General features: G+C 73.7%; 26 protein-coding genes. 10 read left to right on the plus strand and 16 right to left on the minus strand.

All coding sequences use genetic code 11. From position 1 onward, the window contains the following. Positions 1-163: 163 nt before the first annotated feature. The 7 genes from ACQKM2_RS32700 to ACQKM2_RS32730 all read right to left on the minus strand — a co-directional run bounded on the left by ACQKM2_RS32700 (position 164) and on the right by ACQKM2_RS32730 (position 6,958). On the minus strand, positions 164-871 hold the full coding sequence (locus ACQKM2_RS32700) for a DsbA family oxidoreductase (protein WP_427716231.1): 708 nt from the start codon (positions 869-871) through the stop codon (positions 164-166). A 61-nt stretch (positions 872-932) separates the two neighbouring features. Then, on the minus strand, positions 933-1,424 hold the full coding sequence (locus ACQKM2_RS32705) for an N-acetyltransferase family protein (protein WP_427716234.1): 492 nt from the start codon (positions 1,422-1,424) through the stop codon (positions 933-935). 63 nt (positions 1,425-1,487) lie between these two features. Beyond that, positions 1,488-2,936, minus strand: coding sequence for a peptidoglycan D,D-transpeptidase FtsI family protein (locus tag ACQKM2_RS32710; RefSeq protein ID WP_427716236.1), 1,449 nt, complete (start codon positions 2,934-2,936; stop codon positions 1,488-1,490). 62 nt (positions 2,937-2,998) lie between these two features. Further along, positions 2,999-3,664 carry a response regulator gene (locus tag ACQKM2_RS32715; protein ID WP_427716238.1) on the minus strand — a complete coding sequence of 222 codons (666 nt, stop codon included), beginning with the start codon at positions 3,662-3,664 and terminating at the stop codon, positions 2,999-3,001. After that, positions 3,661-5,004: a sensor histidine kinase gene (locus tag ACQKM2_RS32720; RefSeq protein WP_427716240.1), complete on the minus strand. Its 1,344-nt coding sequence runs from the start codon at positions 5,002-5,004 to the stop codon at positions 3,661-3,663. Before ACQKM2_RS32720 ends, ACQKM2_RS32715 begins: the two co-directional genes overlap by 4 nt. Before the next feature lie 56 nt (positions 5,005-5,060). Then, positions 5,061-6,065 (minus strand): hypothetical protein, encoded by a 1,005-nt coding sequence (locus ACQKM2_RS32725; protein WP_427716242.1) that lies wholly within the window; start codon positions 6,063-6,065, stop codon positions 5,061-5,063. A gap of 92 nt (positions 6,066-6,157) precedes the next feature. Beyond that, complete coding sequence (locus ACQKM2_RS32730; RefSeq protein WP_427716245.1) at positions 6,158-6,958, minus strand: IclR family transcriptional regulator; 801 nt, start codon at positions 6,956-6,958, stop codon at positions 6,158-6,160. Between the two features lie 136 nt (positions 6,959-7,094). Between ACQKM2_RS32730 and ACQKM2_RS32735 the strand changes: the two genes are divergently transcribed. The 4 genes from ACQKM2_RS32735 to ACQKM2_RS32750 all read left to right on the plus strand — a co-directional run bounded on the left by ACQKM2_RS32735 (position 7,095) and on the right by ACQKM2_RS32750 (position 10,439). Continuing rightward, positions 7,095-8,621 carry an aldehyde dehydrogenase (NADP(+)) gene (locus tag ACQKM2_RS32735; protein ID WP_427716248.1) on the plus strand — a complete coding sequence of 509 codons (1,527 nt, stop codon included), beginning with the start codon at positions 7,095-7,097 and terminating at the stop codon, positions 8,619-8,621. Between the two features lie 41 nt (positions 8,622-8,662). Next, positions 8,663-8,884 carry a hypothetical protein gene (locus tag ACQKM2_RS32740; protein ID WP_427716251.1) on the plus strand — a complete coding sequence of 74 codons (222 nt, stop codon included), beginning with the start codon at positions 8,663-8,665 and terminating at the stop codon, positions 8,882-8,884. Positions 8,885-8,937: 53 nt separating this feature from the next. Then, on the plus strand, positions 8,938-10,149 hold the full coding sequence (locus ACQKM2_RS32745; protein WP_427716252.1) for a TerD family protein: 1,212 nt from the start codon (positions 8,938-8,940) through the stop codon (positions 10,147-10,149). A 113-nt stretch (positions 10,150-10,262) separates the two neighbouring features. Next, complete coding sequence (locus ACQKM2_RS32750) at positions 10,263-10,439, plus strand: hypothetical protein (protein ID WP_401253558.1); 177 nt, start codon at positions 10,263-10,265, stop codon at positions 10,437-10,439. A gap of 55 nt (positions 10,440-10,494) precedes the next feature. Here the strand turns inward: ACQKM2_RS32750 and ACQKM2_RS32755 are convergent, their stop codons facing one another. Both ACQKM2_RS32755 and ACQKM2_RS32760 read right to left on the minus strand, forming a co-directional pair. Then, on the minus strand, positions 10,495-11,943 hold the full coding sequence (locus ACQKM2_RS32755) for an alkaline phosphatase PhoX (protein ID WP_427716256.1): 1,449 nt from the start codon (positions 11,941-11,943) through the stop codon (positions 10,495-10,497). A 303-nt stretch (positions 11,944-12,246) separates the two neighbouring features. Continuing rightward, positions 12,247-13,749: a hypothetical protein gene (locus ACQKM2_RS32760; protein WP_427716257.1), complete on the minus strand. Its 1,503-nt coding sequence runs from the start codon at positions 13,747-13,749 to the stop codon at positions 12,247-12,249. 338 nt (positions 13,750-14,087) lie between these two features. Between ACQKM2_RS32760 and ACQKM2_RS32765 the strand changes: the two genes are divergently transcribed. From ACQKM2_RS32765 to ACQKM2_RS32780, 4 genes are all read left to right on the plus strand, one after another. Further along, positions 14,088-15,929 carry an endonuclease/exonuclease/phosphatase family protein gene (locus ACQKM2_RS32765; RefSeq protein ID WP_427716259.1) on the plus strand — a complete coding sequence of 614 codons (1,842 nt, stop codon included), beginning with the start codon at positions 14,088-14,090 and terminating at the stop codon, positions 15,927-15,929. 57 nt (positions 15,930-15,986) lie between these two features. Next, entirely contained in the window at positions 15,987-16,460 is a 474-nt protein-coding gene (locus ACQKM2_RS32770; protein ID WP_427716262.1) for an N-acetyltransferase family protein, read from the plus strand. Between the two features lie 123 nt (positions 16,461-16,583). Continuing rightward, entirely contained in the window at positions 16,584-16,838 is a 255-nt protein-coding gene (locus ACQKM2_RS32775) for a hypothetical protein (protein WP_427716264.1), read from the plus strand. Positions 16,839-17,162: 324 nt separating this feature from the next. Beyond that, positions 17,163-17,741, plus strand: a complete 579-nt coding sequence (locus tag ACQKM2_RS32780) for an RICIN domain-containing protein (RefSeq protein ID WP_427716265.1) — start codon at positions 17,163-17,165, stop codon at positions 17,739-17,741. Positions 17,742-17,832: 91 nt separating this feature from the next. Here the strand turns inward: ACQKM2_RS32780 and dapD are convergent, their stop codons facing one another. Both dapD and ACQKM2_RS32790 read right to left on the minus strand, forming a co-directional pair. After that, positions 17,833-18,813, minus strand: coding sequence for a 2,3,4,5-tetrahydropyridine-2,6-dicarboxylate N-succinyltransferase (dapD, locus tag ACQKM2_RS32785; protein ID WP_125594337.1), 981 nt, complete (start codon positions 18,811-18,813; stop codon positions 17,833-17,835). A 9-nt stretch (positions 18,814-18,822) separates the two neighbouring features. Further along, positions 18,823-20,091 carry an MFS transporter gene (locus ACQKM2_RS32790; RefSeq protein WP_427716319.1) on the minus strand — a complete coding sequence of 423 codons (1,269 nt, stop codon included), beginning with the start codon at positions 20,089-20,091 and terminating at the stop codon, positions 18,823-18,825. A gap of 95 nt (positions 20,092-20,186) precedes the next feature. Between ACQKM2_RS32790 and ACQKM2_RS32795 the strand changes: the two genes are divergently transcribed. After that, on the plus strand, positions 20,187-21,062 hold the full coding sequence (locus ACQKM2_RS32795) for a winged helix-turn-helix transcriptional regulator (RefSeq protein WP_427716268.1): 876 nt from the start codon (positions 20,187-20,189) through the stop codon (positions 21,060-21,062). A gap of 272 nt (positions 21,063-21,334) precedes the next feature. Here the strand turns inward: ACQKM2_RS32795 and ACQKM2_RS32800 are convergent, their stop codons facing one another. Together ACQKM2_RS32800 and ACQKM2_RS32805 are read right to left on the minus strand one after the other, a co-directional pair. Then, entirely contained in the window at positions 21,335-21,871 is a 537-nt protein-coding gene (locus ACQKM2_RS32800) for a TetR/AcrR family transcriptional regulator (protein WP_427716270.1), read from the minus strand. After that, positions 21,871-22,194 (minus strand): DMT family transporter, encoded by a 324-nt coding sequence (locus tag ACQKM2_RS32805; RefSeq protein ID WP_427716273.1) that lies wholly within the window; start codon positions 22,192-22,194, stop codon positions 21,871-21,873. The genes ACQKM2_RS32800 and ACQKM2_RS32805 overlap by 1 nt, the downstream gene beginning before the upstream one ends. Before the next feature lie 106 nt (positions 22,195-22,300). On the opposite strand from ACQKM2_RS32805, the gene ACQKM2_RS32810 reads away from it, so the two are divergent. Continuing rightward, on the plus strand, positions 22,301-23,149 hold the full coding sequence (locus ACQKM2_RS32810) for a hypothetical protein (RefSeq protein WP_427716275.1): 849 nt from the start codon (positions 22,301-22,303) through the stop codon (positions 23,147-23,149). Here ACQKM2_RS32810 and ACQKM2_RS32815 read toward each other — a convergent pair. The 3 genes from ACQKM2_RS32815 to sufU all read right to left on the minus strand — a co-directional run bounded on the left by ACQKM2_RS32815 (position 23,142) and on the right by sufU (position 25,494). Then, the gene (locus ACQKM2_RS32815) at positions 23,142-24,449 is read right to left on the minus strand and encodes a hypothetical protein (protein WP_427716322.1); all 1,308 of its coding nucleotides are present in this window, start codon (positions 24,447-24,449) and stop codon (positions 23,142-23,144) included. The two genes, ACQKM2_RS32810 and ACQKM2_RS32815, sit on opposite strands and share 8 nt — an antisense overlap. A 242-nt stretch (positions 24,450-24,691) precedes the next feature. Then, the gene (locus ACQKM2_RS32820; protein WP_007263433.1) at positions 24,692-25,036 is read right to left on the minus strand and encodes a metal-sulfur cluster assembly factor; all 345 of its coding nucleotides are present in this window, start codon (positions 25,034-25,036) and stop codon (positions 24,692-24,694) included. Next, complete coding sequence (sufU, locus tag ACQKM2_RS32825; RefSeq protein ID WP_427716279.1) at positions 25,033-25,494, minus strand: Fe-S cluster assembly sulfur transfer protein SufU; 462 nt, start codon at positions 25,492-25,494, stop codon at positions 25,033-25,035. Before sufU ends, ACQKM2_RS32820 begins: the two co-directional genes overlap by 4 nt. Positions 25,495-25,506: the final 12 nt, after the last annotated feature.

Below are 25,506 nucleotides of genomic sequence, written 5' to 3' on the forward strand. Positions count from 1 at the left end.
GACGCAGTGCGGGCAGGGCGGGGCCTGCGAGGTGCGCGTGTACGTCCAGCCTACGGCCGCCCCGGCGGGCGGGCGCGCCGGGGCGGCCGGCGGCTGCCCGGCGCGTGCGGCGGGGCGCCCGGTACGGGAGGTACGCGGGCGCCCCGGGTGCGGGAGGGGCGGTTCAGCCCTGGGGGACGGCACAGGCGCCGTCGGGCTCGCAGGCCTCGGCGTCGGGGGCCGTCTCCACGGTCTCGCGGCCGGCCCAGGCCTGCTCCAAGGCCTGGGTGAAGACCTCTGCGGGCTGGCCGCCGGAGATGCCGTAGCGGCGGTCGAGGACGAAGAACGGAACGGCGTTGGCGCCCAGTTCGGCCGCCTCGCGCTCGTCGGCCCGCACCCGGTCCGCGTAGGCGGAGTCGTCGGCGAGGACCGCGCGGGCCTCGGCCTCGTCCAGTCCGGCCTCGACGGCCAGGGCGAGCAGCACCTCGGGGTCGAAGACGGACCGCTCCTCGGCGAAGTTGGCCCGGAAGGCGAGGTCGAGGAGCTGCTCCTGCCGGCCGCGGGCGGCGGCCAGGTGCAGCAGGCGGTGGATGTCGAAGGTGTTGCCGTGGTCACGGCCGTCGGTGCGGTACTCCAGTCCCTCGGCGCGGGCGCTGGCGGCGACGTGCTCCTCCATCGCGCGGGCCTCGTCGAGGGTGCGTCCGTACTTGCGGGCGAGCATCTCCAGGACGGGGGCGGTCACGCCCTTGGGGCCGTTGGGGTCGAGTTCGAAGGACCGGAAGACGACCTCCACCTCGTCGCGGTGCGCGAACTCGGCCAGGCCCTTGGCGAACCGGGCCTTTCCGATATAGCACCAGGGGCAGGCGATATCGGACCAGATCTCGACGCGCATGTTCCTTCTTCTCTCCGGGTGGGACTGAACGGTTTCCGCTTCAACCATCCGGGGTGCCGTCTCATTCCCCGGACGGCGGACCGACCTCCAGCCAGAGCGTGCGGTGGGAGCCCGCGGGGGTGCCGGCCGGGTCGGGCCGCCAGCCGTGGGAGGCGTAGAAGGCCTGGGCGCGCAGGTTGTGCTCGTAGACCTCCAGGCGGACCCGATCGATCCCGGCCCGCCGCCAGGCGGCGAGGCAGGCCGCGTGCAGGGCGGCTCCGGTGCCCCGGCGCCACTGGTCGGGGTCCACGTGGAGCTGGGTGAGGGTGGTCACGCCGTCGGCCGTGAGGAAGGCCGCCACTCCGGTGACCCGGCCGTCCCGCTCGGCGCACAGCACCTGGCCCTGCGCCGCCGGGCGGGCCACCGCCCGCTCCCAGCCCTCGCGGGCGCGCGCCGCCTCGGTCTCGCCCGCGTAGGACTCCTCGGGGACGCGGCCCCGGTAGTACGTGGCCCTGGCCCTGGTGTGCAGGGCGGCGATGGCGTCGAGGTCGCTGGCGAGCGCGGTCCGGATCATGAGATGGGGAACGCCCCGGGAACCGTGTCGGTTCCCGGGGCGTCGGCCCTCGGCGGGCGGCGGCTACTTCTTCAGCCACGCCGCCATCATCTTCTGGGCGATCGGCGCGGCCAGCTTGCCGCCGCCGATCTCGGAACGGTCGGTGTCCGAGTTCTCGATCATCACGGCGACGGCGATCTGCTTGCCGCCCGCCTTGGCGTACGAGGTGAACCAGGCCAGCGGCGGGATGTTGTTGTTGACGCCGCGCTGGGCCGTGCCGGTCTTGCCGCCCACCTCGGCGCCCGCGACCTGGGCGGGCTTGCCGCCGCCCTCGGCGGCCACCGTGCGCATGGCGTCCTGGAGCATGGAGGCCGTCTTCGGGCTCATCACCTGCACGGTCTTCGGGTCCTGGAAGTCCTCCAGCACGTTGCCGTCGGCGTCGGTCACCTGGGAGACCATGTGCGGGGCGACGAGCTTGCCGCCGTTCTCGATCGCGGCGGTCACCATGGCCATCTGGAGCGGGGTGGCCTGCACGTCGAACTGGCCGATACCCGTCTGCGCGACCTGGTCGACCGACATCTTCTTCGTGGGGTACTTGCTCGGCGGGTTGGTGCGGACCGGGGTGTCGATCTGCGTGTTGAAGCCGAGCTTCTCCGCCATCGCCCGCATCTTGTCCTGGCCGAGCTTGGAGGCGAGGTCCGCGAAGACGTTGTTGCAGGACAGCTTGAGGGCGGTGCGGGCCGACACGTTGTTGCAGGCCTCGTCACCCGCCTCGCTGGGCAGCTTGGTGCGGGTCCCGGGGATCGTGTACGCGCCCTGGACGCCCGTCGGGGTGTCGATGCTCGTCACCAGGCCGTTCTCGATGGCCGCGGCGAGGGTGACCAGCTTGAAGGTGGAGCCGGGCGCCTGCGGCTTGCGCAGTGCCACGTTCTCCATGGCCTTGCCCTTGTCGGCGGACAGCTCGTCCCAGGCGGCCTTGTCGTTGGCGCCGGTGATCCGGCCGGGGTCGTAGGACGGGTTGTTGACCACGGCGAGGATCTGGCCCGTCGCCGGGTCGATGGCCACGGCCGCGCCCTGCTTGCCGTTCAGGGCGTCGTAGGCGGCCTTCTGCACGCCCTTGTCGATGGTGGTGAGGACGTTGCCCGGGTCGGCACGCTTGTTGGTGAGCATGTCCATCACCGTCTTCAGCCGGGTGTCCGAGCCGTTGAGGACGTTCTTGTAGACGCCCTCCAGCAGCGTCGTGCCGTAGGCCTGGGAGCTGTAGCCGGTGATGGGGGCGTACAGCGGGCCGTCCACGTAGGTCCGCTTGTACCCGAAGTCCTTGCCGCCCGTCTGCGTGGAGCCGGTGATCGCCTCACCGCCCACGATGATGTTCCCCAACGGGTTCTCGTACTGCCCGATGAGGTTGCGCCGGTTGTTCTTGTCGTCTGCGAGGGCCTGGCCTTGGTACGCCTGCACCCAGGTGACCCGCACCATGAGGGCCAGCACCAGAAGCAGACAGAAGACCGACGCACGCCTGATCGTCTTGTTCATCCCCCAGAAGGACGTACCAGCGGCCGCAGCCGTTCCGCTCTGCCCCGATTGTGGCGGGGTTCTCAGGCTTTCTTCATGAGGAAGCCTCCCTCGTAGGCGGCGATGACGGCCTGGGTGCGGTCCCGGGAGCCGGTTTTGGCGAGGACCGCGGCCACGTGGGTCTTGACCGTCTGCGGGCCCACGCCGAGGTGCTCGCTCACCTCCTGGTTGGACAGTCCCGTGGCCATCAGGCGCAGGACGTCGGCCTCCCGGTCGGTGAGCCGGGCCGCCCAGGCGGGGGCCGCGGGCGGGGCGGCCGCCGTGTGGGTGGCGGCCAGGGCGCGGACCGCCGCCGGGAACAGCAGCGAGTCCCCCCGGGCGACGAGGCGGACCGCGCCGATCAGCTCGTCGGGGTCGGCCCGCTTGAGGAGGAACCCCGAGGCACCGGCGCGCAGCGCGTCGTAGACGTAGGAGTCGTTCTCGAAGGTGGTGACGACGACGATCCGCGGTGGGTCGGGCAGGGTGCGCAGGATCTGCTCGGTGGCCCGGATGCCGTCGATCTCCGGCATGCGGACGTCCATCAGCACCACGTCGGGGGCCAGGGAGCGGACCAGCGGGACGGCCTCGGCGCCCGTGGCCGCCTCGCCGACGACCTCCATGTCGGGTTCCGCGTCGAGGATGACCCGCAGGGCGGTGCGGACCATCCGCTCGTCGTCGGCGACGACGATGCGCAGCGGCGGCCGGCTCATCGTCCGCCTCCGTCGGCGGTGATGGCGGCGGTGGCGGTGGCGGGGCCGAGGGGCAGGACCGCGCGCAGCCGCCAGCGGCCCTGGTGCGGGCCGGCCTCGACGCGGCCGCCGAGCAGGGCGGCCCGCTCGGCGGTGCCACGCAGTCCGCGGCCCCCGGTGGTGCGCCGCCGCTCGCCGTCGGGGGCTGTCGGGGCCTGGGCGGGCGGGTTGGTCATGGTGATCTCCAGTTGGCGGTGGCCGTCGGGTGCGTGGACGCGGATGTGCAGGGCGATGGGGCCCAGGCCGTGGCGCAGGGCGTTGCTCAGGCCCTCCTGGACGATGCGGTAGGCCTCGCGGGAGGCGATGGCCGGGAGCTGCGCCCAGTCCCCGGCCGGGCCGGGATCCTGCTGGACGGTGACGGTGGTGCCGCCGGCCCGGGTCCGGGCCAGCAGCCCGTCGAGGTCGGTGGCGAGGGTCGGGGCGGGCGCGGCGTCGGCCCGGGCGGGGTCCCCGTCGCGCAGCAGGCCGAGCACCATGTCGAGCTCGCCGACCGTGCGCCGGGTGGTCTCCTCGATCGCGGCGAGCGCCTCCCGCACGAACTCCGGGTCGCGGTCGAGGACCCGCCGGGCCGCGACCGCCTGGAGGGTGACGGCGCTCAGCGCGTGGCCCACGGCGTCGTGCAGCTCCCGGGCCAGCCGGTTGCGGACGGCGAGGTCGGCGGCCCGTTCCTCCGCGGCGGCCAGCCGGTCCGCCGCGGTCGGCCCGAGGAGCACGGGTGCGAGCCGGGCCAGCAGCGCCCCCGCAGCGGCGGAGCTCACGACGACCAGGGCCAGCAGCCCCACCCCGAGGAAGGGGGCGACGTACGGGCTCGCGTGGCTGCTGAGCCAGCCCTCCCCGAGGGACGCCCGGCGCAGGGTGGCGGAGAACGGCACCAGGAGCAGGACCAGCGCCATGGGCGTCGCCGCGAGGGTCATCCCGCTGATCACCGCCCCGACGGCCAGGTGCAGGGTCCACCAGGCGGAAGCCCGCCACCGTGAGCCCCACGAGCGGGCGGGCCCGTCGGCCAGCCGCTCCCCCGGCACCCCGGACAGGGCCCGCACGGCCGTCACCGACAGCGGCCGGACCAGCCCGAGCAGCCCGGTGACGGCGGCCAGCGGCAGCGCGGCCGCGTAGGCGGCGAGGGTCAGCGGCAGGGAGGAGAACACGTTGCCCCGGCCGGCCGCGACGCCCACGCACACCTGGCTGAGCAGGAAGTACGGCATCAGCAGGGCGCCGCCGAGTATCAGGTGCACCCAGCGCAGCCGGGCCCGTGCCCCCAGTGCTGCCCCACCCAGCCGGCGCACCGCCCCCGTCCCGCTCATGTCCCTCCCCCGTTCGTCTCCGTGGCCCCGTGGCCCCTGTGCCCCCGTGGCCCGCGTCAGTCCTCCCGGCGGGAGTGGATGTGGCGGACGAGGACAGCCACCGCGAGCAGGCCGGTGATCATCTGGCCAGCGTAGGTCAGGCCGGTGACGGCGGTGGCCCGTTCGTCCGTCCCGAAGTTCGCTCCGGCGGAGGCGGCCAGCATCCACGCCCCCCAGCTCAGCGTGGCCGCCGAGCCGGTCCAGGTGAGGGCCAGCGGCCATCGCGCCGGCCGCGCACCGCCCCGGGCCAGGAGCAGCGCCCCCGCTCCCGAGGCGAACGCGCATATCGCGTGGGCCCCGAACACCACGGCCGTCTCCACCGAGTAGGACTCCACCTGCCGGGCGGGCAGCCCGGCGCTGCCGCCGAAGGCCCAGTACAGCTGTGCGGCGCCCGCCACGAGGCCCGCCAGCGCAGCGGCTCCTGCCACCACCCCCGTGGGAGACGGGAGCCGCTGCCCGGCCGCGCCCAGCCGGCGTCCGCCCCAGCGCTCCCGCGCATAGGACACGAACAGTCCGGCCAGGGCGATGCCCTGGATGATGAAGCCGGTGTAGACGACGACGAACACCCAGGAGTCGAGGAAGGGTTGCCGGCCCGCCTGCGCCGCTGCCGCGGTGCCCAGGCCCAGGGCCTTGACGAGGGCCTGGGCCGGGAAGCCCAGGACGATCGGGGTGAGCAGCCCGGTGGCGACGTAGGCGGGCACCGTCAGGAGCCATCCCGGGACCCGTCTCCCCCAGGGCCTGGTGAGCGCCAGGACGAGCACGATGACGCTCGCGTCCATGGCCACCGTCACCGCGTTGGCCACGGCGAGGAACGGGCCGCCCTTCAGCAGGACGCTGCCGTCCGGTATCCCGATGTGGCTCCCGGCCAGCCAGGCGGCCTTGAGGCTCAGGTAGGGCACGGTGGCGGTGATCGCCACCGCCCGCAGGACCCGCCGCCCGGCCCCGGGGCGCGGGGAGGTGGTTCCGGTGGTGCCGGTGGTGCCGGTCGGCCGGTTCGCGTGGACTGCCCGTGTCGTCGTCATGCCCCCACGGTCGCCCGCGTCGGCCCCCCGCCGCCTCCCCCGCGGAGGTGAACCGCCTCCCCCGCACGGGGGAGGCGGTTCCCGGCGGGGTCTCACATGCGCCGGGTCACGACCGACAGCCGGTCCCGCGCCTCGAACAGCGCCGCCTTGATGGCCCGTTCGTGGTCCTCCGTCAGCCGTGCCACCGGCACCGAGCAGCTGACCGCGTCGCGGGCCGGCGTCCGGTACGGGATGGCCACGCCGAAGCAGCGCAGGCCGAGCGTGTTCTCCTCCCGGTCCACCGCGTACCCCTGCTCCCGGACCAGCGCGAGCTCCTCCATCAGCTGCTCCCGGTCGGTGATGGTGTGTTCCGTGACCGCCTCCAGCCGCTTCGGCAGCAGCGCGCGCACCTCCTCGTCGGTGTGCGAGGCCAGCAGCGCCTTGCCGAGGGCCGTCGAGTGGACGGGGAGCCTGCGCCCCACCCGGGTGAAGGGCCGCAGGTAGTGCTGGGACTGGCGGGTGGCGAGGTAGACCACGCTCGTCCCGTCCAGCCGTGCCAGGTGGATGGTCTCGGTGGTGTCGTCGGAAAGCCGGTCAAGGGTGGGCCGGGCCGCCGCGACGACCTCGTCGCCGTCGATGTACGAGCTCCCCACCAGCAGGGCCCGTACGCCGATGCCGTACCGCGTGCCGGTGGCGTCGGTCTCCACCCAGCCCAGGTTCACCAGCGTGCGCAGCAGCATGTAGAGGCTGGACTTGGGCAGGGAGAGGTCGTTCTGGATGTCGGCGAGGCTGTGCAGGCCCGGCCGTGCCGCGAAGTGCTCCAGCAGCAGGACGGTACGCACCGCCGACTTCACCGGCGCCGCCGGCCCGGGGACCCCCGGCTCGGCCGGACCGGCCGCCTCCGCTGTCGTCATACGCCTCTTCCCCTCTGGTCGGCTCTGATCGCCTCTTGTCACCCGGTGGACGCGGAAATAGAGTCCGCAGCAGAAGTGATCATTCATCCACCGGAACGGCGTTCAGAATACTGAACGGTCCAGGAGGTAGCGGGCCATGGCAGGGACACCAGTCTGGAGTGTGGACCCCCGCACCGGGAAGCAGCTCGCAGAGGTTGCGGCGCAGGCCACACCCGAGGACGTGGACCGGGCCGTACGCGCGGCCCACGACGCCCGCGGGGCCCTGGCGGACGCGGCCCTGCGGGCCCGTTTCCTGCGCACCGCCGCCGGGCTCCTCGACGGGGCCGGGCAGGCCGTGGTCGAGGCCGCCGACGCCGAGACCGCGCTCGGCTCCGCCCGCCTCACCGGCGAGCTGGCCCGCACCACCGGCCAGCTGCGCGCCTTCGCCGACGTCGTCGAGGAGGGCTCCCACCTCGACATCCGGATCGACCGGGCCGACCCCTCCCTCAGCCCGCCGCGCCCCGAACTGCGCCGCTACAAGGTGCCGCTGGGCGTGGTCGCCGTCTACGCCGCCTCCAACTTCCCGCTGGCCTTCTCCGTGCCCGGCGGCGACACCGCGAGCGCCCTGGCCGCGGGCTGCCCGGTGGTGGTCAAGGCCCACCCCGACCACCCGGCCACCTCCGAGCTGTGCGCCTCCCTGCTGCGCCGGGCCGCGGTGGAGTGCGGGCTGCCGGCCGAACTGGTCACCGTCCTCCACGGCTTCGACGCCGGGGTGGAGCTGGTCCGCCACCCCCTGGTGTCCGCCGCCGGGTTCACCGGTTCCATCCGGGGCGGCCGGGCGCTGTTCGACGCGGCCGCCGCGCGGCCCGTGCCGATCCCCTTCCACGGCGAGCTCGGCTCCCTCAACCCCGTCGTGGTCACCCCGGCGGCCGCCGCCGAGCGCGCCGAGGAGATCGGCTCCGGGCTCGCGGGCTCGGTCACCCTCGGCGTGGGCCAGTTCTGCGTCAAGCCCGGCCTGGTCCTGGTCCCCGGGGGCCCCGACGGCGACCGGCTCACCGGCGCCCTCGCCAAGTCCCTCGGCGAGAGCGGCCCGGGGGTCCTGCTCGACCACCGGATGCGGGAGAACTTCCTGGCCGGCGTACGGGAACGGGCCGCCCTCCCCGGCGTCACCGCGCCCGTCGCCCCCGGTCCGGGCGGCGAGCACGCCGTCGGCGCCGGCTTCCTGAGCGTGCCGGCGGCCGCCCTGCTGGAAGACGGCGCCCACGGGGTGCTCCTGGAGGAGTGCTTCGGGCCCGTCACCGTCGTCGTCCGGTACGCCGACCAGGACGAGGCCGCCGCGGTCCTGGACCGGCTCGGCGGGAACCTGAGCGCCACCCTGCAGCTCTCGCGGGCCGAGACCGAGGGCGCACCCGGACCGGCCGCCGCGCTGATCGCGCAGGTCACGGGGCTGGCCGGGCGGATCGTGGTGAACGGCTGGCCGACCGGCGTAGCGGTGGCCCCGGCCCAGCACCACGGCGGCCCGTACCCGGCGGCCACCTCGCACTCCACCTCCGTCGGCGGCACCGCGATCGAGCGGTGGCTGCGCCCGGTGGCCTACCAGTCGGTGCCCGACGCGCTGCTCCCGCCGGAGCTGCGCGAGGCCAACCCGCTGGGCCTGCCGCGCCGCGTGACCGGCACCGCGTAATTCCGTTGCCGCCCCGCCCCCGGCGGGGCAGGCTGCGCTCCATGCCGAAGCCGCAGGGGTTCACGTACGAGGTGCACAGCGACCGCACCGTCCGCATCACGCACCGGGGCCGCGCCGCGGGCACCCTCCGGGGCGCCCGGGCCGAGAAGTTCCTGACCGCGGTCGAGTCCGGTGACGCACAGCTGGTGATGGCCCGCTGGACCGGCTCCTACAAGTTCGGCAACGAGCGCACCGCCCGGGACCACCCCCGCAACCGGCGGTGAAAATCCCGCCGAGGGTAAGGGAACGGCAAAGCCGCTCCGGTCGTTCTCCGGGCATGACCGCTATGACCCCTGGTTCCAACCTGCCGCTCGACACCGTCCGCGTGACGGTGGACGTGGCTGCCCCGGTGCGTCTCGACGTGTCGGGGCTCCTGCTCGCGGCGGACGGCAAGGTGCGCTCCGACGCCGACTTCATCTTCTACAACCAGCCCTCCGGGCCCGGTGTCAGCTACCGGTCCGGCGGCGGTGCGGCGCCGGACTCCATCACCGTGGACACCGGCGCGCTGCCGCCCGGCATCGAGCGGATCGTGGTCACCGCCAGTCCCGACGCGGCCGGCCAGACCTTCCAGGGCATCGAGCCCACCGCCACCGTGCGGGACGCGTCCGGCGGCGCGGTGATCGCCACCTTCACCCCGCCGCAGCTCGGCCAGGAGACCGCCCTCGTGGTCGTCGAGATCTACCAGCGCGGCGGTGTCTGGAAGGTGCGCGCCGTCGGCCAGGGATACGCCAACGGCCTCGCGGGCATCGCCACCGACTTCGGGGTCTCCGTGGACGAGGAGCCGGCCCCGCCGGCGGCGGCCGCCGCTCCGGTCACCCCCGCTCCTGTCGCCCCGGCCGCTCCGGTCACCGCCGCCCCCGTCACCCCGCCGGCACCCGCCGCGCCGCCGGCACCCGCCCCCGTCGGCGGCGGGAAGATCAACCTCGACAAGGGCCGGGTCAGCCTCCAGAAGAACCAGACCGTGTCCCTGGTCAAGGGCGGCCGCCCGCTGCTCTCCCAGGTCAAGATGGGTCTGGGCTGGGAGCCGGCCTACGGCGGCCGCGACATCGACCTCGACGCGTCCGTCATCGCCTACGGCCCGCAGCGCAACTTCATCGACAGCTGCTACTTCGGCAAGCTGTCGATCCTCGGCGGAGCGGTCAAGCACTCGGGTGACAACCTCACGGGTGACGGCGCCGGGGACGACGAGGTGATCGTCGTGGACCTGGGCCGGCTGCCCGCCGAGGCCACCGGACTGGTCTTCACGGTGAACTCCTTCTCCGGCCAGAAGTTCACCGAGGTCGCCAAGGCCTACTGCCGGCTGATCGACGCCGCGAGCGGGGAGGAGCTGGTCCGCTTCGACCTCACCAGTGCCGAGCCGCAGACCGGGGTCATGATGGCCAAGCTCATCAAGCAGTTCTCCGGCGAATGGGAGATGACGGCCATGGGCGAGTTTGTGAAGTCCCGCACAGTGCGCGGCATGGTCAAGCCCGCCTCGCAGGCACTCTGAGCAGGTGGGCGGGCATATGCCGACACCGTGGAGCCGACGGGCGGCCGTCCGGGTGATGGATGCCACGCGTAATCCGGAGGTGGCTGTCAGTGCCCGCCCGTAGCCTTGGACCCATGCAGAACACACTCCAGCCCGCGGGTCCCGCGCGCCCGTCCGCCGCCGAGGCGAACGAGGCGATACGGCACCTCGTCGAGACCTGGGACGGGGAGTGGCCCTCGGAGGCGTACGAGTTCCTGCTCGAAGAGTGGGCGGCGGCCTCCCGTGCCGAGGAGCTGGCCGCCGTCCAGTAGCCGGCGTGACCCGGGGCACAGGGGTGCCCCGGGACCGCCCGCCCCGGCGCCCGCGTCAGCGCGGGGAGCGCCGCCAGGGGCCGGTGATGGCCAGCATGATGCCCGGGTCCTGGATGTTGGCGTACAGGGTGCGCCCGTCCGGGGAGAAGCAGACCCCGGTGAATTCCGAGTACTCCGGCTTGTCGGCCGTGCCGATGTTGAGTTCGTTGCGGGCCAGCGGGTAGACGCGGCCCGACTCCGTGGCGCCGAGCAGGTGTTGCAGGCCCTCGCCGTCCTCGGCGATGACCAGGCCGCCGTAGGGCGACACCGTGATGTTGTCGGGGCCGTCGTAGCCGCCGTCGGCGCCCGGGTCCCGGTTGACGCCGATGAGGACGACGAGCCGGATCGTGCGCCGCTTGGGGTCGTAGAACCACACCTGGCCGTCGTGCGCGGCGCCCGGGCTCTCCTCGCGCGCGTAGGAGGAGACGAAGTAGGCGCCGCCGTCGGCCCACCACATGCCCTCCAGCTTGCGGGCCCTGGTCACCGCGCCGGCCGCGAACTGCTTGCGCACCGAGAGGCTGCGCGCGTCGCGGTCGGTCACCTCCACCCAGTCGACCCCGTACACGGTGCCGGTCTTCGTGGCGCGCGAGAGGTCGTCCACGAAACGGCCCTGGCCGTCGAAGCACTTGGCGGCGGCGAGCACCCCGGCGTCGGGGGCGAGGGTGCGCAGCCGGCCGCGCCCGTGCCGGAAGCCGTGCGGCGGGGTCCAGCGGTAGAGCAGCCCGTTGGGGCCGGAGGCGTCCTCGGTCAGGTAGGCGTGGCCCTGGCGCGGGTCGATGACCACGGCCTCGTGGGCGTACCGTCCGAACGCCTTGACCGGCCGGGGGTCGCGGTTGGCCCGGCGGTCGTGCGGGTCGACCTCGAAGACGTAGCCGTGGTCCTTGGTCATGCCGTTCTTGCCGGCCAGGTCCTCGGTCTCCTCGCAGGTCAGCCAGGTGCCCCAGGGGGTGGCTCCGCCGGCGCAGTTGGTCGACGTGCCGGCGACGCCGACCCATTCGGCGACCTCGCCGCCGCGCCGGACCTCCACGACGGTGCAGCCGCCGGACGCGGCCGGGTCGTAGACGAGGCCCTCGGCGAGCGGTACCGGGTGCGCCCAGCCGCTGCGCGGGCCCTTCAGCTCGTGGTTGTTGACGAGGAGGGTGACTCCGTGGTGCCCCTCGAAGGCGGCGGTCCCGTCGTGGTTGGACGGGGTGCTCTCCCCGGATTCGAGGGTGGTGACACCGCTGCGGGTGATCACGCGGTAGGTGAACCCGGCGGGCAGGGCGAGGAGTCCGGCGGGGTCGGGGAAGAGCGGCCCGTAGCCGGGGGCGTGCGGGCGGCCGTGGGCGTCGAGCGCGTCGGGCCGGGGGTCGTCGGCGGCGAGTGCCCCGGGGGCGGTGGCGAGGGCGCCGACCGTCCCGGTCAGTGCGACGCCCGCGCCGGCGATGACGGTGCGGGCGGTGAAGTCTCTGCGGCTGAGGGGCATCGGGTCTCCAGGGGTGGGGAGGTGGTGCGCCTGGCGTACGGTCGCAGGCGCACACGCTCCCGCCCGTACGTGAACGGCGGCTGAACTACCCGCGAATGCGGGCCGAGTCCTTTCCGGTCGTCGGAATGGCGGAATCCATTCGAATGCCGTCCCGGAATCGGCCTGTTGTGCACCCTGGCCGCAACCTCCCCCGGCCTCCCGAGCCCCCACAGCAGCGCCCGCCCGGCCCCCGCTCCCCCACAGCAGCGCCCGCCCGGGCGCCCGTCGTCCGCCGACGGGCGCCCGGGCGGGCCGCCGCGCTGGTCAGGGCTGCCGGGAGCGGGCCTTGAACGCGGCCTTCCGCGCCTCCTTCGCGGCCTTCTTGTCCGGGTGCAGACGGCCCATGGCCTCCAGGACGTACGCGGTCGCGGGGTGCTCCACCCGCCACGCCTGCTCGAAGAACCCGGCGTGGTGCTCCGTCAGGCTCCGCATCAGCAGCGGCAGCTCCTCGGTCTCCCCGTCCGCCGCGAGCTGCGCCGCGATGGTGTCCACCGTCAGCCAGAACACCATCGCCCCGTCCGGCGCCGGTACGCCGGTCACTCCGTGTTCGGCGAGCCAGACCCGCGCGAGCCCGCCGAGTTCCGGGTCGTCCAGGACGGCCCGGACCGCCGGCTCGGCCTCCGGCCCGGCCGGGGCGAGGGCCTGCTGGCAGCGCAGCCGGCGCAGCGGGGCGCCCTCGTCGTCACCGCGTGCGGCGGCCAGCAGTTCGGCGACGGCGTCCGGCAGTCCGCGCCCGGCCAGCCACTGCTCGATTTCGGCCTGGGCGGCGTCCTCCGGGTAGTAGGAGACGGCGTCGAGCAGCGCGTCGGCGCCCTTGTCGGCCAGCTCCCCGACGGCCGGCGCCTCGACCCCGGCTTCGAGCATCCGGGCGCGGACGCCGTACAGGCCGAGCGGGGTCAGCCGTACCATCCCGTACCGGGACACGTCCTCGTCGTCCTCCGGACCCGCCGCGGCGTCCTGACCCGCCTCCCCGGAAGCGGGTTCGTCCGCCTCGGCGAGCAGCGCCTCGTCCACGGGGCGGTACTCGACGAGCCCGATGGGCTCCAGCTGCCGGAACTGGTCGTCGAGGCGCATCATCGCGTCCGACACCTGTTCCAGGACGGCGTCGGTGGGGTCGCCCATCTCGTCGGGCACGATCATCGAGGCGGCGAGCACCGGCAGCGGCACCGGGCCCTCGCCGGAGCCGCCCTCGGTGACGGTGAGCAGGTAGAGGTTGGCGAGGACGCCGTCGAGGAAGTCCGCTTCCCGCTGGGGGTTCCAGTCGAGGCGGTCGAAGTCGATCTCGCCGCCCGCGTCGAGGGCGTCGACGAGGTCGTCCAGGTCGGGTACGGCCGCGTCCGCGAGGACGGTGTCCAGGGCGGCGAGCCACAGGTCGAGCACGTCGCCGGGCGCGCCGCCGGTCAGCAGGGCGAGGTCCTCGCCGGGGGTGGCGGTGCCGTATTCGGGCTCTCCCGCCTCGGCGCCGTCGCCGCTGTCCTCCTCCGGCTCGGTGACGTCGACGAGGCCGGTGTCCACGGCGACCCGCCAGGCCTGGCTCGCGTACACGGGCGAGTCCTCGTCGGCGGCGTCGAGGCCGAGGACGGTGACGGCCTCGGGGAGCTGGTCGGGGGCGAGTTCGCCCCCGACGTCCACGCGGGTGTCGGGGCCGGCCCAGCGGGCGAGGCGTACGGCGCGGGCGAACAGCGGGGCGACGAGGGCGTCGCGGGCCAGCTCCGCATCGGAGTGCAGCCGTACCGGCGGCAGCGTGGGGTGCGGCTCTGCGGACATGGGGTGGTTCTCCTCGGACGGGACGCACGGGGCGGTGGGGCGGTGGGGCGGCTGAGCGGTGGGGCGGTCGGGCCGGTGGCGGCCGGGCGGCGGGACGCCGTCCGGCCGTGTGGCCGAAAACACATGCGAACGGACCGTCAGGCCCGTCGCGGCGACCCAGCGTAGACGCAATCGGGGTGCGCCCGACGGCCATCACCTTTGGTTCATCCCACAGTCAGCCTCCGTATCCCCTGGAGGCCTTGACAACGTCCCTGGTCACACAGGAAATTGACGCGCGTAGATGTACACGGGCCGTCAAGAGCCCGCACCTTCTCCTCCACACACCGGAGTTCCCGCCAATGCGCTCCTCGCATCCCCGTTCCGCCGCCGTCGCGGCCCTCGTCGCCACCGCCCTGGCCACCGGCCTCCTCGCGGGCACCGCCGACGCGGCCGAAGGCGCCGTGTCCGCCGATCCGATACGCATCCACGACATCCAGGGCACCACCCGGATCTCCCCCCTGAACGGCAAGCAGGTCGCCGACGTCCACGGCATCGTCACGGGCGTGCGCACCTACGGCTCGCGCGGCTTCTGGATCCAGGACCCGGACGCCGACGACAACCCCGCCACCAGCGAGGGCGTCTTCGTCTTCACCAGCTCCGTCCCGACCGTCGCCGTCGGCGACGCCGTGAAGGTCTCCGGCACGGTCGGCGAGTACGTCCCGGGCGGCGCGAACTCCGGCAACCAGTCCGTCACCCAGATCGCCAAGCCCACGGTGGCGGTCCTCTCCTCCGGCAACGCCCTGCCCGCGGCCACCGCGGTCAACGAGTACTCCGTCCCCGCGGAGTACGCCCCCGCGGGCGACGCGGCGGCCGGCGGCAGCATCAACGGCCTGGCCCTGGAGCCCTCCCGCTACGCCCTGGACCACTACGAGTCCCTGGAGGGCATGAACGTCAAGATCGGCACCTCGCGCGTGGTCGGTGCCACCGACGCGTACGGCGAGCTGTGGGTGACGGTCAAGGGCTGGGAGAACGCCGCCAAGCGCGGCGGCACCGTCTACGGCTCGTACGAGTCCCAGAACACCGGCCGCCTCCAGGTCCAGCAGCTCGCGCCGCTGGCGCAGCAGCCCTTCCCGGTCGCCAACGTGGGCGACAAGCTGACGGGCACCACCGAGGGCCCCCTGGACTTCAACCAGTTCGGCGGCTACACGCTGGTGGCGCGCACCCTCGGCACGGTCAAGGCGGGCACCCTGGCCCCGGAGAAGACCAAGGCCCAGTCGCCCGGCGAGCTCGCGGTGGCCACGTACAACGTGGAGAACCTCGACCCGACCGACCCGCAGGAGAAGTTCGACAACCTCGCCAAGGCGGTCGTGACCAACCTGGCCTCGCCCGACATCGTGGCCCTGGAGGAGATCCAGGACGACAACGGCGCCAAGAACGACGGCACCGTCTCGGCCGAGCAGACGCTGACGAAGTTCACCGAGGCGATCAAGGCGGCGGGCGGCCCGGCCTACCAGTGGCGCTCCGTCACCCCCGAGAACAACAAGGACGGCGGCGAGCCCGGCGGCAACATCCGCCAGGTGTTCCTGTTCAACCCGGCGCGGGTCTCCTTCACCGACCGCGCCGCCGGCGACGCGGTGACGGCGACCGGTGTGACCACGGAGCGCGGCAAGGCCGCCCTGACCCACTCCCCCGGCCGGATCGACCCGGCGAACCCGGCGTGGGCCGACAGCCGCAAGCCGCTGGCCGGCGAGTTCCTCTTCCGCGGCCGCACGGTGTTCGTGATCGCCAACCACTTCGCCTCGAAGGGCGGCGACGAGGGCCTGGCCTCGCACCACCAGCCGCCGGCGCGCAAGTCGGAGGAGAAGCGGCTCCTGCAGGCGCAGGCCGTCAACGGGTTCGTGAAGCAGCTGCTGGCGGTCGACAAGAACGCGGCCGTGCTCGCGGTCGGCGACATCAACGACTTCGAGTTCTCCGGCACGGCGCAGGCGCTGGAAGACGGCGGCGCGCTGTACTCGGCGATCAAGTCGCTGCCGAAGGCGGAACGTTACTCGTACGTCTACCAGGGCAACGCCCAGGTGCTGGACCAGATCCTGACCAGCCCGTCGATCAAGAACTTCGTGTACGACAGCGTGCACATCAACGCCGAGTTCTCCGCGCAGAACAGCGACCACGACCCGCAGGTGCTGCGCTTCCGCCCGTAACCCGCACAGCGGGGCCCGGCCGCCCTCCGGCGGCCGGGCCCCTGCCACAATCCGGCCATGATCTTCCGTATAGCCACCCGCCGGGACCTGCCCGCCGTGCTCGCCCTGCTGGCGGACGAGGAGCGGGTCACGGACCCGGCCTCGGTCACCGTCGGCGAGGCACACGAGCGGGCCTTCGCCGCCATCACGGCGGACCCGCGCAACGAGATGCTGGTCCTGACGGACGAGGACGCCGACGCGGACGCCGACGCGGAGGCGGTCCTGGGCTGCCTCCAGCTGACCTACGTTCCGGGCCTGGGCCGGGGCGGCCGCGAGCGGGCCCTCGTGGAGGCCGTGCGCATCCGCGCGGACCGGCGCGGCGGGGGCCTGGGCGCGGAGCTGATGCGCCTCGCGGTCGAGCGGGCCCGCGAGCGGGGCTGCGGACTGGTCCAGCTGACCAGCAACAAGGGGCGCGGCGACGCGCACCGCTTCTACGAGCGGCTGGGCTTCGCGCGCAGCCACGAGGGCTTCAAGCTGCCCCTCGAACCGTAGGTCGGGACTTTCGGCCCTGGCGTGACGCTGGACACACAGGGGACAAAATCTTCCGGTTGTGGTGTTGAGTGTCCCCACGCCCGAACTTGCCCTCCTTGTACCCCCGCATCCCGGGAGGACCGCGTGTTCCCCTCCATGTCCCTCGCCCAGGAAATCGGCCTCGCCGTCCTCGCCGTGGCCGTCCTCGTGTGGGTCGTCGGTCTCGGCCACATGCTGTGGGACAGCCGCTTCCACCACCCGGAGCCAGGCGCCTACGAGGGCCTGCCGGTGATCCCGGCCCAGCGCACCGCGGACACGCACCCGATGGAGTCGGTGGAGCTGACCGAGGCGGAGGAGCGGGCCTTCGCGGGCCTGATCCGCACGATCGCCCTGAACTGACCTCCCTGACCGCCCTGACCTCCCGGAACGCCCCTCGCCCCCGCGGCGCGAGGGGCGTTCCGGCGCGTCCGGCGCGTCCGGGCGGCGGCGCCGGCTTCGGTTGCGGGGCCGGTCGCGCGCCCCGATAGTGGGAGAGGCAGCCGCGCCTTGATCACCGGGGCCCGGGCGCCGGACCCGCGCCGCGGACGACGCGGCGGGCCGCGACGGCATGAGCCCCTGGGCGCTCCCCCCTCCCCGTTCCGCACCCGGCGACCGGCCGGGTGCACCCCCGCACGGCGCGGAGCCCTGCCGATCCCCTTCAGCAGGACCGAGAGGAGCACCCTCATGCGTCCCACACGCCCCAAACCCCGGGTACGCCGCCTCCTGGCGACGGCATCGGTCTTCGCGGCCGGAGGCCTCATGCTGCTGCCCGCGCCCGGCACCGCGGCCCAGCCCGCCGCGCCCGCGGTCACGGTGGCCGACGTCCCGGAGGGCACGTACCAGCTCGTGAACGTCCAGACGGGCAAGTGCGCGACCGTCGCGGGCGGGTCGACCACCGCCAACAACCACCCGCTGGTCCAGTTCGACTGCGACACGCACCCCTCGCGCCGCTGGCAGGTGACCAACGAGGAGGACGGCGCCTTCCAGATCGTCAACGGGCAGACGCGCAAATGCGCCACCGTCGCGGGCGGGACCACGGACGCGAACAACCATCCGCTGGTCCAGTTCGACTGCGACAGCCACCCCTCGCGCCGCTGGCGCATCACGAACGGCGACGGCCGGTCCTTCCAGCTCGTGAACGCGCAGACGGCCAAGTGCGCCACGGTCGCCGGCGGGACCACCACCGCCAACAACCACCCGCTCGTCCAGTTCGACTGCGACAGCCACCCCTCGCGCCGCTGGTTCCTGCGCCTGGTGGGGTGAGCGTCCCGCCCCGCCCGGAAAGCCGAGTGCCCTCCCGCGTACGGCGGGAGGGCACTCGGTGGTGACGCGGGGGCAGGCGCTGCCCGCGGCGTCAGTTGTGGCTGTGCAGGACCTCGTTGAGGCCGCCCCAGTTCGCCTTGTACGGGCGGGCCTCGACGGCGCCGGTGACCGAGTTGCGGCGGAAGAGGATGTTGTCGGCGCCGGAGAGCTCCAGGGCCTTGACGATCTGGCCGTCCGGCAGGGTCACCCGGGTGCCCGCGGTGACGTAGAGGCCCGCCTCGACGACGCACTCGTTGCCGAGCGCGATGCCGATGCCCGCCTCGGCGCCGACCAGGGTGCGCTCGCCGATCGAGATGATCTGCTTGCCGCCGCCCGAGAGGGTGCCCATGGTGGACGCGCCGCCGCCGATGTCGGAGCCGTCGCCGACGACGACGCCCGCGGAGATGCGGCCTTCGACCATGGAGGTGCCGAGGGTGCCGGCGTTGAAGTTGACGAAGCCCTCGTGCATGACGGTGGTGCCCTCGGCGAGGTGCGCGCCGAGGCGGACGCGGTCGGCGTCGGCGATGCGCACGCCCTTGGGGGCGACGTAGTCGGTCATGCGCGGGAACTTGTCGATCGAGGTGACCTGGAGGTGCAGGCCCTCGGCGCGCGCGTTCAGCCGGACGGTCTCGACCTGGTCGACGGCGACGGGGCCGAGCGAGGTCCAGGCGACGTTGGTGAGCAGGCCGAAGACGCCGTCCAGGTTCTGGCCGTGCGGCTTGACCAGGCGGTGGCTCAGCAGGTGCAGGCGCAGGTACGCGTCGTGCGCGTCCAGCGGCTTGTCCTCCAGGGAGGCGATGACGGTGCGGACGGCTACGACCTCGACCCCGCGGACCGCGTCCGAGCGGATGGCCTTGGCCGCGGCGGCGCCGAGGAGCTCCACGGCCTGCTCGGCGGTGAGGCGCTCGGTGCCGGCCGGGCCGGGCGCGTCGGCCAGCTCGGGGGCGGGGAACCAGGTGTCGAGGACGGTGCCGTCGGCGGTGATGGTGGCAAGTCCGGCGGCGACGGCGCCGGTGGTACGCGTAGCAGTCATGCCCGAAACCTAACCGGCGACGGGCCGCGGTCGCGAACCGGTCTCATGTGCCGGGCGCGCGGCGTGTCGCGCGGCATGTCGCTCCGCGCGCCGCCGGGCTTCGCGCGCCTCGGTGCGGTGCCGGGCCAGGACGACCGCGCCGGCGCCCGCCGCCAGGGCCGCGCACAGCGGCCACAGCAGGCCGGGGGCGGCCGCGTACAGGGCTCCGCCGGCGGGCGGGGCGAGGACGGTGCCGCTGACCGAGACCCCGGCGTACAGGCTCTGGAAGCGGCCGACGGCGTGCGCGGGCGCCTGGTCGGCGACGTAGGCGGTGGCGGTGGTCTTGTAGAGGATCTCGCCGAGGCTGAGCAGCACCATCATGGCGACGGCGGTCGCCGCGCCGGCGCCGAGGAGCAGCGTCGCGTACCCGGCGCCGACCAGGACGAGTCCGCTGCCGATGACCGCGAGCGGCGGCCGGTCGCGCAGGGCGACGGCGGCGGGCAGTTCCAGGAGCAGGATGACGGCTCCGTTGAGGGCGACGATCAGCCCGAAGGCCCGTACGTCGAGGCCGTGGTCGGCGAGGAAGACGGGGAAGAGGGAGTACTGCTGGCGGTAGACCACGTCCACGACGAGGACCGCGCCGAGCAGCACCAGGACGCCGGGGCGCGCCCGCAGCTCCGCCCACACGCCTCCGCGGCCCTGACCCCCGTCCGGGGCCGCGGAGGGAGTGCGGGCGGCGCCGCGCGCCGGGACGACGCGGGCGGTCCAGGCGGCGAAGAAGAGGGTGCCGAGGCCGTCGGCGAGGAAGAGCCAGTCGTACGAGAGCCCGGAGGCGATCAGGGCGCCCAGCGGCGGGCCGAGGGTGAAGCCGCCGTTGGAGACGCAGCGGACCACGGCGAAGGCCTGGCGTCGGGCCCCCTCGGGGACGGTGACGGCGACCAGGGCGGAGTTCGCCGCGCGGATGACGCCCGAGGCGTACTGGGCGGCCGTCAGGGCGGCGTACAGCAGCGGGGTGGGCAGTACCGGGAGGGACATCAGGGCGAGCCCGCCGAGGGCGGAGGCGGCGAGCAGCACCCGTCGGTGGCCGAAGCGGTCGCCGTACCAGCCGCCCGTGAAGTTGCCGGCGACGAGGCCGATGCCGCCGATGCCGGTGGCCAGGCCGGCCTGGGCGGCGCCGAGGCCGCGGGGGCCCGTCAGGTAGAGGAAGACGAAGACGAAGGTGAAGCTGACGACGGCATTGACGAAGACCCCCGCAGCCAGCAGCCACACGACCCTCGGTACGTCCTTGAACCCCTGCAGCACACCCGTGCCCCCGCATCGCTCGATGGTCAGTTCCTTTTGGGAACGGACTATGTCAGCATGACAGCCTTGGGTCAACGGACAAAGGAGTTCCCATGGCCCAGCGCACGCACCTCGGCGACGCGGACTGCTCCATCGCCCAGGCCCTCGACGTCGTGGGCGACTGGTGGACGCTGCTGATCGTGCGGGACACCGCGCGCGGCCTGTACCGCTTCGAGGAGCTCCAGCGCGAGCTGGGGGTGTCCCGGAAGGTGCTCGCCGAGCGGCTGAAGCTGCTGGTCGAGGCCGGGGTGCTGACGCGCGAGCCGTACCAGGAGCGCCCGGTGCGGCACGAGTACCGGCTGACCCCGCGCGGGCGGGGGCTGCTGCCGGTCCTGGTGGCCCTCCAGGACTGGGGTGACACCTGGGTCCTGGGAGAGGGAGAGATGACGGCGACGACCGAGGAATCCTCGAAGGAGGCCGTACGCGTCCACGCGCTGCGCGGCACCCGACTGCCGGAGCTGCTGCTGCCGGACCGTTTCGGCGAGCTCCGCGACCCGGTGGCGGACACCCCGTTCACCGTCCTGTACTGCTTCCCCGGCGCGTACGCCCGGGCCGAGTCCTACCCTCCCGGGTGGGCCGGGATCCCCGGCGCGAAGGGCTGCACCCTCGAATCGTGCACGTTCCGCGACCAGCTGGCGGAGTTCACCGCCACCGGCGCCACCGTGCACGGCGTCTCCACCCAGCGGCCGGACGAGCAGCGGGAGTTCGCGGAACAGGAGCGGCTGCGCTTCCCGCTGCTGTCGGACGCCGGGCTGGACCTGGTGACGGCGCTGCGGCTGCCGACGTTCCGCGCGGCGGGGGTGAGCCGGATCAAGCGGCTGACCCTGGTCGTCGACCGCGAGCGGACGGTGCGCGAGGTGATCTACCCGATCACGGACATCGAGGCGAGCGTGGCGGCGGCGCTGGCGGCGGTGCGGTCCGCCAGCTGAGGGGGCGGGTGGGCGCCGGGGGCGGTACGGGTGGCCCCGCCGAGGGCTAGGGCCTTTCGTCAAACTCCCGTCGTCGCCCGAAGGGCGGCCCCGCGGCTCCCCCAGCTACCGCTGGGAGGTGCCCCCAGGTGCGTGCTCTCGGTGCGCCGGGCGGAAGCCCGCGTACTGGACGTACTTGGCTTTCGCCCGGTGCGGCGAGAGCGCGTGCCAGGCGTCGCGGGGCTGGGGGCCCCTCCCAGCGGTAGCTGGGGGAGGGAGTTTGACGACAGGCCCTAGGCGGGCCGCAGTACGCGGGACAGGACCTCGCGGGCGTAGCCCTCGTCGTACGGGGTGCCCGTCAGGAGGACCTGGAGGCTGATGCCGTCCATCACCGCCACCAGGGCCCGCGCCGTGAGCGGGTCGGTGTGGTCCTCCAGGGCCGTGGTCACCGCCTCGCACCATTCGGCGGCGACCGGCCGCAGCGCCGGCCGGCGCAGGGCGGCCAGGTAGAGCTCGTACTCCAGCTCCGCCCGCCCCCGGTCCGCGTCCAGGACCTCCCCCAGCAGCCGCGCCAGCGCCCCGGCGAGGTCCTCGCCCTCGCGGAACACCAGCACGGGCGCGTACGCCTCGTTGGCCTGCCGCAGGGCGGCGATCAGCAGGTCGTCCAGGGTCTTGAAGTGGTACGTCGTCGAGCCCAGCGGCACGTCCGCCTCCGCCGCCGCGCTGCGGTGGCTGAGCCCCGCGATCCCCCTGTCCCCCACGACACGGATCGCGGCGTCGATGATGCGCTGCCTGCGGCCGGGGTCGTAGCGGCGCGCCGGGGCGGCCATCAGTGCGACGCCCCGCCCAGGTTCAGCAGCACCACGCCGCCGATGACCAGCGCGATCCCGGCGATCTTCGCGGCGGTGGCGGCCTCCCCCAGGAACACCATCCCTATCGCGGCGATGGCGGCGGTGCCGACCCCGGCCCAGATCGCGTACGCGGTGCCCACCGACATCGACTTCAGCGTCTGCGCGAGCAGGGTGAAGGCGATGACGTAGCCCAGCAGGGTGCCCAGCGAGGGCCAGAGCCGGGTGAAGCCGTCGCTGTACTTCATGGCGGTGGTCCCGGCCACCTCCGCCGCTATGGCCATGGCGAGCAGTACGTAAGGCATGTGTACGACAGTACACATCGATGCGTACAGATGTACACATGCACGGGCGGTCACAGCCGCGCACATCGGAGCTACGGTGGCCCCCTCAGGGGACAGGGGGCCGCTCATGGCACAGCATTGGACCCACGCGGGCGGCGGCTGGCTGCCCCCTCGACGGCCCCGTCCCGGCGTGGTGCCGCTGCGGCCCCTGGGACCCGGGGAGATCCTCGGGGGTTCTGCCGCCACCCTGCGCCGGTACGGCGGAGCGCTGTGCGGGGCGCTGCTGCTCGGCCAGCTCGCGGGAGCCCTGCTGGTCGCCGCGGCGGCCGGGGCGGCCACCCTGGCCTCCCTCAGCCGCAGCTCCGGCAGCCGGGTCTTCGTCTGGACCCTGTTCCCGGCGGCGGCCCTCTTCCTGCTGTTCACCTGCGCCCTGGCCACCGCCCTGATCGCGGTGCTGCTGCGCCCGGCGGTGCTCGGCCGCGCCGTGACCGTGCCGGGGCTGCTGCGGGCGGCGCTGACCCGGACCCCGGCGGTCCTCGGGGCGCAGCTGCTGGCGCTGTGCGCCGCGGCGGCCCCGGTAGTCGCGGCCGGGGCCGCCGGGCTGCCGGCGCTCGCGCTGCTGCCGCTGCTCCCGGTGGCCCTCTGGCTCGGGGTGCTGTTCGCCCTGGCGCCCACCGCCGCCGGGTACGAGGGGCTGCGGCCGGTGGCGGCGCTGCGGCGTTCGGCGCGCCTGGTGCGGGGCGCCTGGTGGCGGACCCTCGGGGTCACCGCTCCGGCGGTGGCGTTCACCGGCGCCGCCGGGTACGCGCTCCAGGCCTGGTTCGGCCTGGCGGGGGCGCTGTCGGCGCTGGTGCTGCTGCCGGCCTTCCCGCAGCTGCCCGCCGGGCTGCTCTACGTGGACCGGCTGATCCGCCGCGAGCACCTCGCCGAGGCGCTCGCGACGGAGCCTGAGCCGGAGCCTGAGCCGTTCAGTTGAGGGTGAACCAGGCCGCGCGGGCCTTCTTCCACTCCGGGTGCGTGAGGTCCTTGGCCTCGGTGCCGTCGCCGTACAGGTCGGCGGACCCGCTGTCGGTGACGACCTGGACCCGGGCGCCGGGGGCGTTCAGGTCCGGCACCTCCACGACGGCCTCCCAGCCGCCGGGGTCCGTGGTGGGCAGGTCGGCCCGCTTGACGGGGGCGTGGCCGGGGACGCCGTCCCACTGGTAGAGCGCGTACGGGTCGGAGTTGTCGTCCGCCGCCCAGGAGCCGGCCAGGATCAGGTACTGGTCGGCGGCGTTCTTCTTGACGTCCCGTACCGACAGCCCGCCGAGGTCGAGCTCGATGCCGGAGCCGAAGACGGCCTTGGCGCCGCTCGCCAGCACCTGGTCGAAGTTGGTGACCGGCACGAGCAGGGCCTTGCCGCCGGGCACGGCCGGGGCGAGCGGCGCGCGGAAGCCGAGGTAGGCGGTGGTGGTGGAACCGGGCGCGAACTCCAGGCCCTCCACGTTGAAGCCGTCGATCTGCTTCGGCGCCTCGCCGGCCGCGGTGCCCGCCGCGAAGCCGTACCGGTTGCCGTTCGCGGTGTCCCAGGCGACGAGGTCGTCGCGGAGCTTCTTGTACGAGCGCCCGTACGCGAGCTGCGTGCCCGGGCCGGAGCCGCTGACGGTGGTGGTGAACACCGTGTTGCGGGGCGCCTTGTACTCGCCGTCCTTGTTGTTGCCGAGGGATCCGGTCCAGTAGATGGTGTTCCCGATCCGGGTGGCGCCCTCGATGTCCACCTCCTTGGTGACGCCGAGCTGGGAGCTGAAGTCCCAGGTGCGCACGGGGGCGGCGGAGCGGGAACGGTCGTACAGGCGCAGCACGTTGTTCTCGTCGTCGGCGACGACGGTGTAGCCGCCGCCGACGTCGACGGCGGCCGAGGAGTCGGAGGCGCCGCTGAAGTAGCGGGCGTCGGCCGGGTTCTGGACGGCGGCGGACGCGGCGTAGGAGAGGGTCTTGGTGGCGGTCTTGCCGCCGAGCCCCGTGACCTTGATCGTCAGGTTGGTGTAGCCGCGGGCGTGCGCGGTGACGGCCAGCTGCCGCACGGCCCCGCTGCCGGTGACGGTGACGTCCCCGGTGCCGGCGACGGAGGCCTTGCTGGAGGCCGAGGCGCTCACGGTCAGCGCGGAGGCGTCGGCACCGCTCTGCCCGACGGTGACGTCGACCGTCTGGTCGCCGACCCCGTTCACGGAGCCGGACAGGTAGCCGGCGGACAGCGAGATGGTCGGGGTCCCGTAGGTGACCGCGTGCGCGGGCATGACCGTCGCGGCGACGATCAGTGCGGCGGTGCCCGCGGTACCGGCGATGCCGAACTGCTTCTTCAAGATGGCGTCCTCTCCCTCACGGCGTCACGCTGTGACGGCCGTCGAGAAGATTCGGCCACCGTGGCCAACTCCCGGTGCACGTCACGCGTCGGCCCGGGAAAATCCCCGGAGAACCCCCGAGAACAGGGAGGGCCCCCGGCACGACCGTGCCGGGGGCCCTCACGCGTACGCGTCGCTCAGACGTTGAAGCCGAGCGCGCGCAGCTGCTCACGGCCGTCGTCCGTGATCTTGTCCGGGCCCCACGGGGGCATCCAGACCCAGTTGATGCGGAGCTCGTTGACGATGCCCTCGGTCGCCGACTTCGCCTGGTCCTCGATGACGTCCGTCAGCGGGCAGGCCGCCGAGGTCAGGGTCATGTCGAGGGTGGCGATGTTCGCGTCGTCGATGTGGATCCCGTAGATCAGGCCCAGGTTGACGACGTCGATGCCCAGCTCGGGGTCGACCACGTCGTAGAGGGCCTCGCGGACCTCTTCCTCGGTGGCCGGCTTGATCGACGCCTCGGGCGTCGCGTTCTCGGTCATGCCGTCTTCCTCTCCGCGTCGCCCAGCACCTGGGCGGTCGCGTCCTTCCACGCCATCCAGCTCAGCAGAGCACACTTCACGCGCGCCGGATACTTGGAGACGCCGACGAACGCGACCGCGTCCTCCAGCACCTCCTCCATGGCCTCGTCGGGCTCCAGCTTGCCCTTGGACTGCATCATCTCCAGGAACACGGCCTGGATCTTCTGCGCCTCGGCCAGTTCCTTGCCGACGAGCAGCTCGTTCAGCACGGACGCGCTGGCCTGGCTGATGGAGCAGCCCTGGCCCTCGTAGGAGACGTCGGTGAGCGTCTCCCCGTCGTACTTCACACGGAGCGTGATCTCGTCGCCGCACGTCGGGTTGACGTGGTGCACCTCGGCGTCGCCGTCGCGCAGGCCGCGCCCGTGCGGGTGCTTGTAGTGGTCCAGGATCAGTTCCTGGTACATCGAATCCAGCTTCACAGCCTCGTCCTC

Origin of the sequence: Streptomyces sp. NPDC004126 (assembly GCF_050275515.1) — a bacterium.
In the GTDB taxonomy this organism is placed as follows: Bacteria; Actinomycetota; Actinomycetes; order Streptomycetales; family Streptomycetaceae; genus Streptomyces.

Bases quoted from the DNA above. Each gene is read 5' to 3' on its own strand.
- ACQKM2_RS32700 (WP_427716231.1), bottom strand. From the start codon at position 871: ATGCGCGTCGAGATCTGGTCCGATATCGCCTGCCCCTGGTGCTATATC.
- ACQKM2_RS32705 (WP_427716234.1), bottom strand. From the start codon at position 1,424: ATGATCCGGACCGCGCTCGCCAGCGACCTCGACGCCATCGCCGCCCTG.
- ACQKM2_RS32710 (WP_427716236.1), bottom strand. From the start codon at position 2,936: ATGAACAAGACGATCAGGCGTGCGTCGGTCTTCTGTCTGCTTCTGGTG.
- ACQKM2_RS32715 (WP_427716238.1), bottom strand. From the start codon at position 3,664: ATGAGCCGGCCGCCGCTGCGCATCGTCGTCGCCGACGACGAGCGGATG.
- ACQKM2_RS32720 (WP_427716240.1), bottom strand. From the start codon at position 5,004: ATGAGCGGGACGGGGGCGGTGCGCCGGCTGGGTGGGGCAGCACTGGGG.
- ACQKM2_RS32725 (WP_427716242.1), bottom strand. From the start codon at position 6,065: ATGACGACGACACGGGCAGTCCACGCGAACCGGCCGACCGGCACCACC.
- ACQKM2_RS32730 (WP_427716245.1), bottom strand. From the start codon at position 6,958: ATGACGACAGCGGAGGCGGCCGGTCCGGCCGAGCCGGGGGTCCCCGGG.
- ACQKM2_RS32735 (WP_427716248.1), top strand. From the start codon at position 7,095: ATGGCAGGGACACCAGTCTGGAGTGTGGACCCCCGCACCGGGAAGCAG.
- ACQKM2_RS32740 (WP_427716251.1), top strand. From the start codon at position 8,663: ATGCCGAAGCCGCAGGGGTTCACGTACGAGGTGCACAGCGACCGCACC.
- ACQKM2_RS32745 (WP_427716252.1), top strand. From the start codon at position 8,938: ATGACCGCTATGACCCCTGGTTCCAACCTGCCGCTCGACACCGTCCGC.
- ACQKM2_RS32750 (WP_401253558.1), top strand. From the start codon at position 10,263: ATGCAGAACACACTCCAGCCCGCGGGTCCCGCGCGCCCGTCCGCCGCC.
- ACQKM2_RS32755 (WP_427716256.1), bottom strand. From the start codon at position 11,943: ATGCCCCTCAGCCGCAGAGACTTCACCGCCCGCACCGTCATCGCCGGC.
- ACQKM2_RS32760 (WP_427716257.1), bottom strand. From the start codon at position 13,749: ATGTCCGCAGAGCCGCACCCCACGCTGCCGCCGGTACGGCTGCACTCC.
- ACQKM2_RS32765 (WP_427716259.1), top strand. From the start codon at position 14,088: ATGCGCTCCTCGCATCCCCGTTCCGCCGCCGTCGCGGCCCTCGTCGCC.
- ACQKM2_RS32770 (WP_427716262.1), top strand. From the start codon at position 15,987: ATGATCTTCCGTATAGCCACCCGCCGGGACCTGCCCGCCGTGCTCGCC.
- ACQKM2_RS32780 (WP_427716265.1), top strand. From the start codon at position 17,163: ATGCGTCCCACACGCCCCAAACCCCGGGTACGCCGCCTCCTGGCGACG.
- dapD (WP_125594337.1), bottom strand. From the start codon at position 18,813: ATGACTGCTACGCGTACCACCGGCGCCGTCGCCGCCGGACTTGCCACC.
- ACQKM2_RS32795 (WP_427716268.1), top strand. From the start codon at position 20,187: ATGGCCCAGCGCACGCACCTCGGCGACGCGGACTGCTCCATCGCCCAG.
- ACQKM2_RS32800 (WP_427716270.1), bottom strand. From the start codon at position 21,871: ATGGCCGCCCCGGCGCGCCGCTACGACCCCGGCCGCAGGCAGCGCATC.
- ACQKM2_RS32805 (WP_427716273.1), bottom strand. From the start codon at position 22,194: ATGCCTTACGTACTGCTCGCCATGGCCATAGCGGCGGAGGTGGCCGGG.
- ACQKM2_RS32810 (WP_427716275.1), top strand. From the start codon at position 22,301: ATGGCACAGCATTGGACCCACGCGGGCGGCGGCTGGCTGCCCCCTCGA.
- ACQKM2_RS32815 (WP_427716322.1), bottom strand. From the start codon at position 24,449: ATGCCCGCGCACGCGGTCACCTACGGGACCCCGACCATCTCGCTGTCC.
- ACQKM2_RS32820 (WP_007263433.1), bottom strand. From the start codon at position 25,036: ATGACCGAGAACGCGACGCCCGAGGCGTCGATCAAGCCGGCCACCGAG.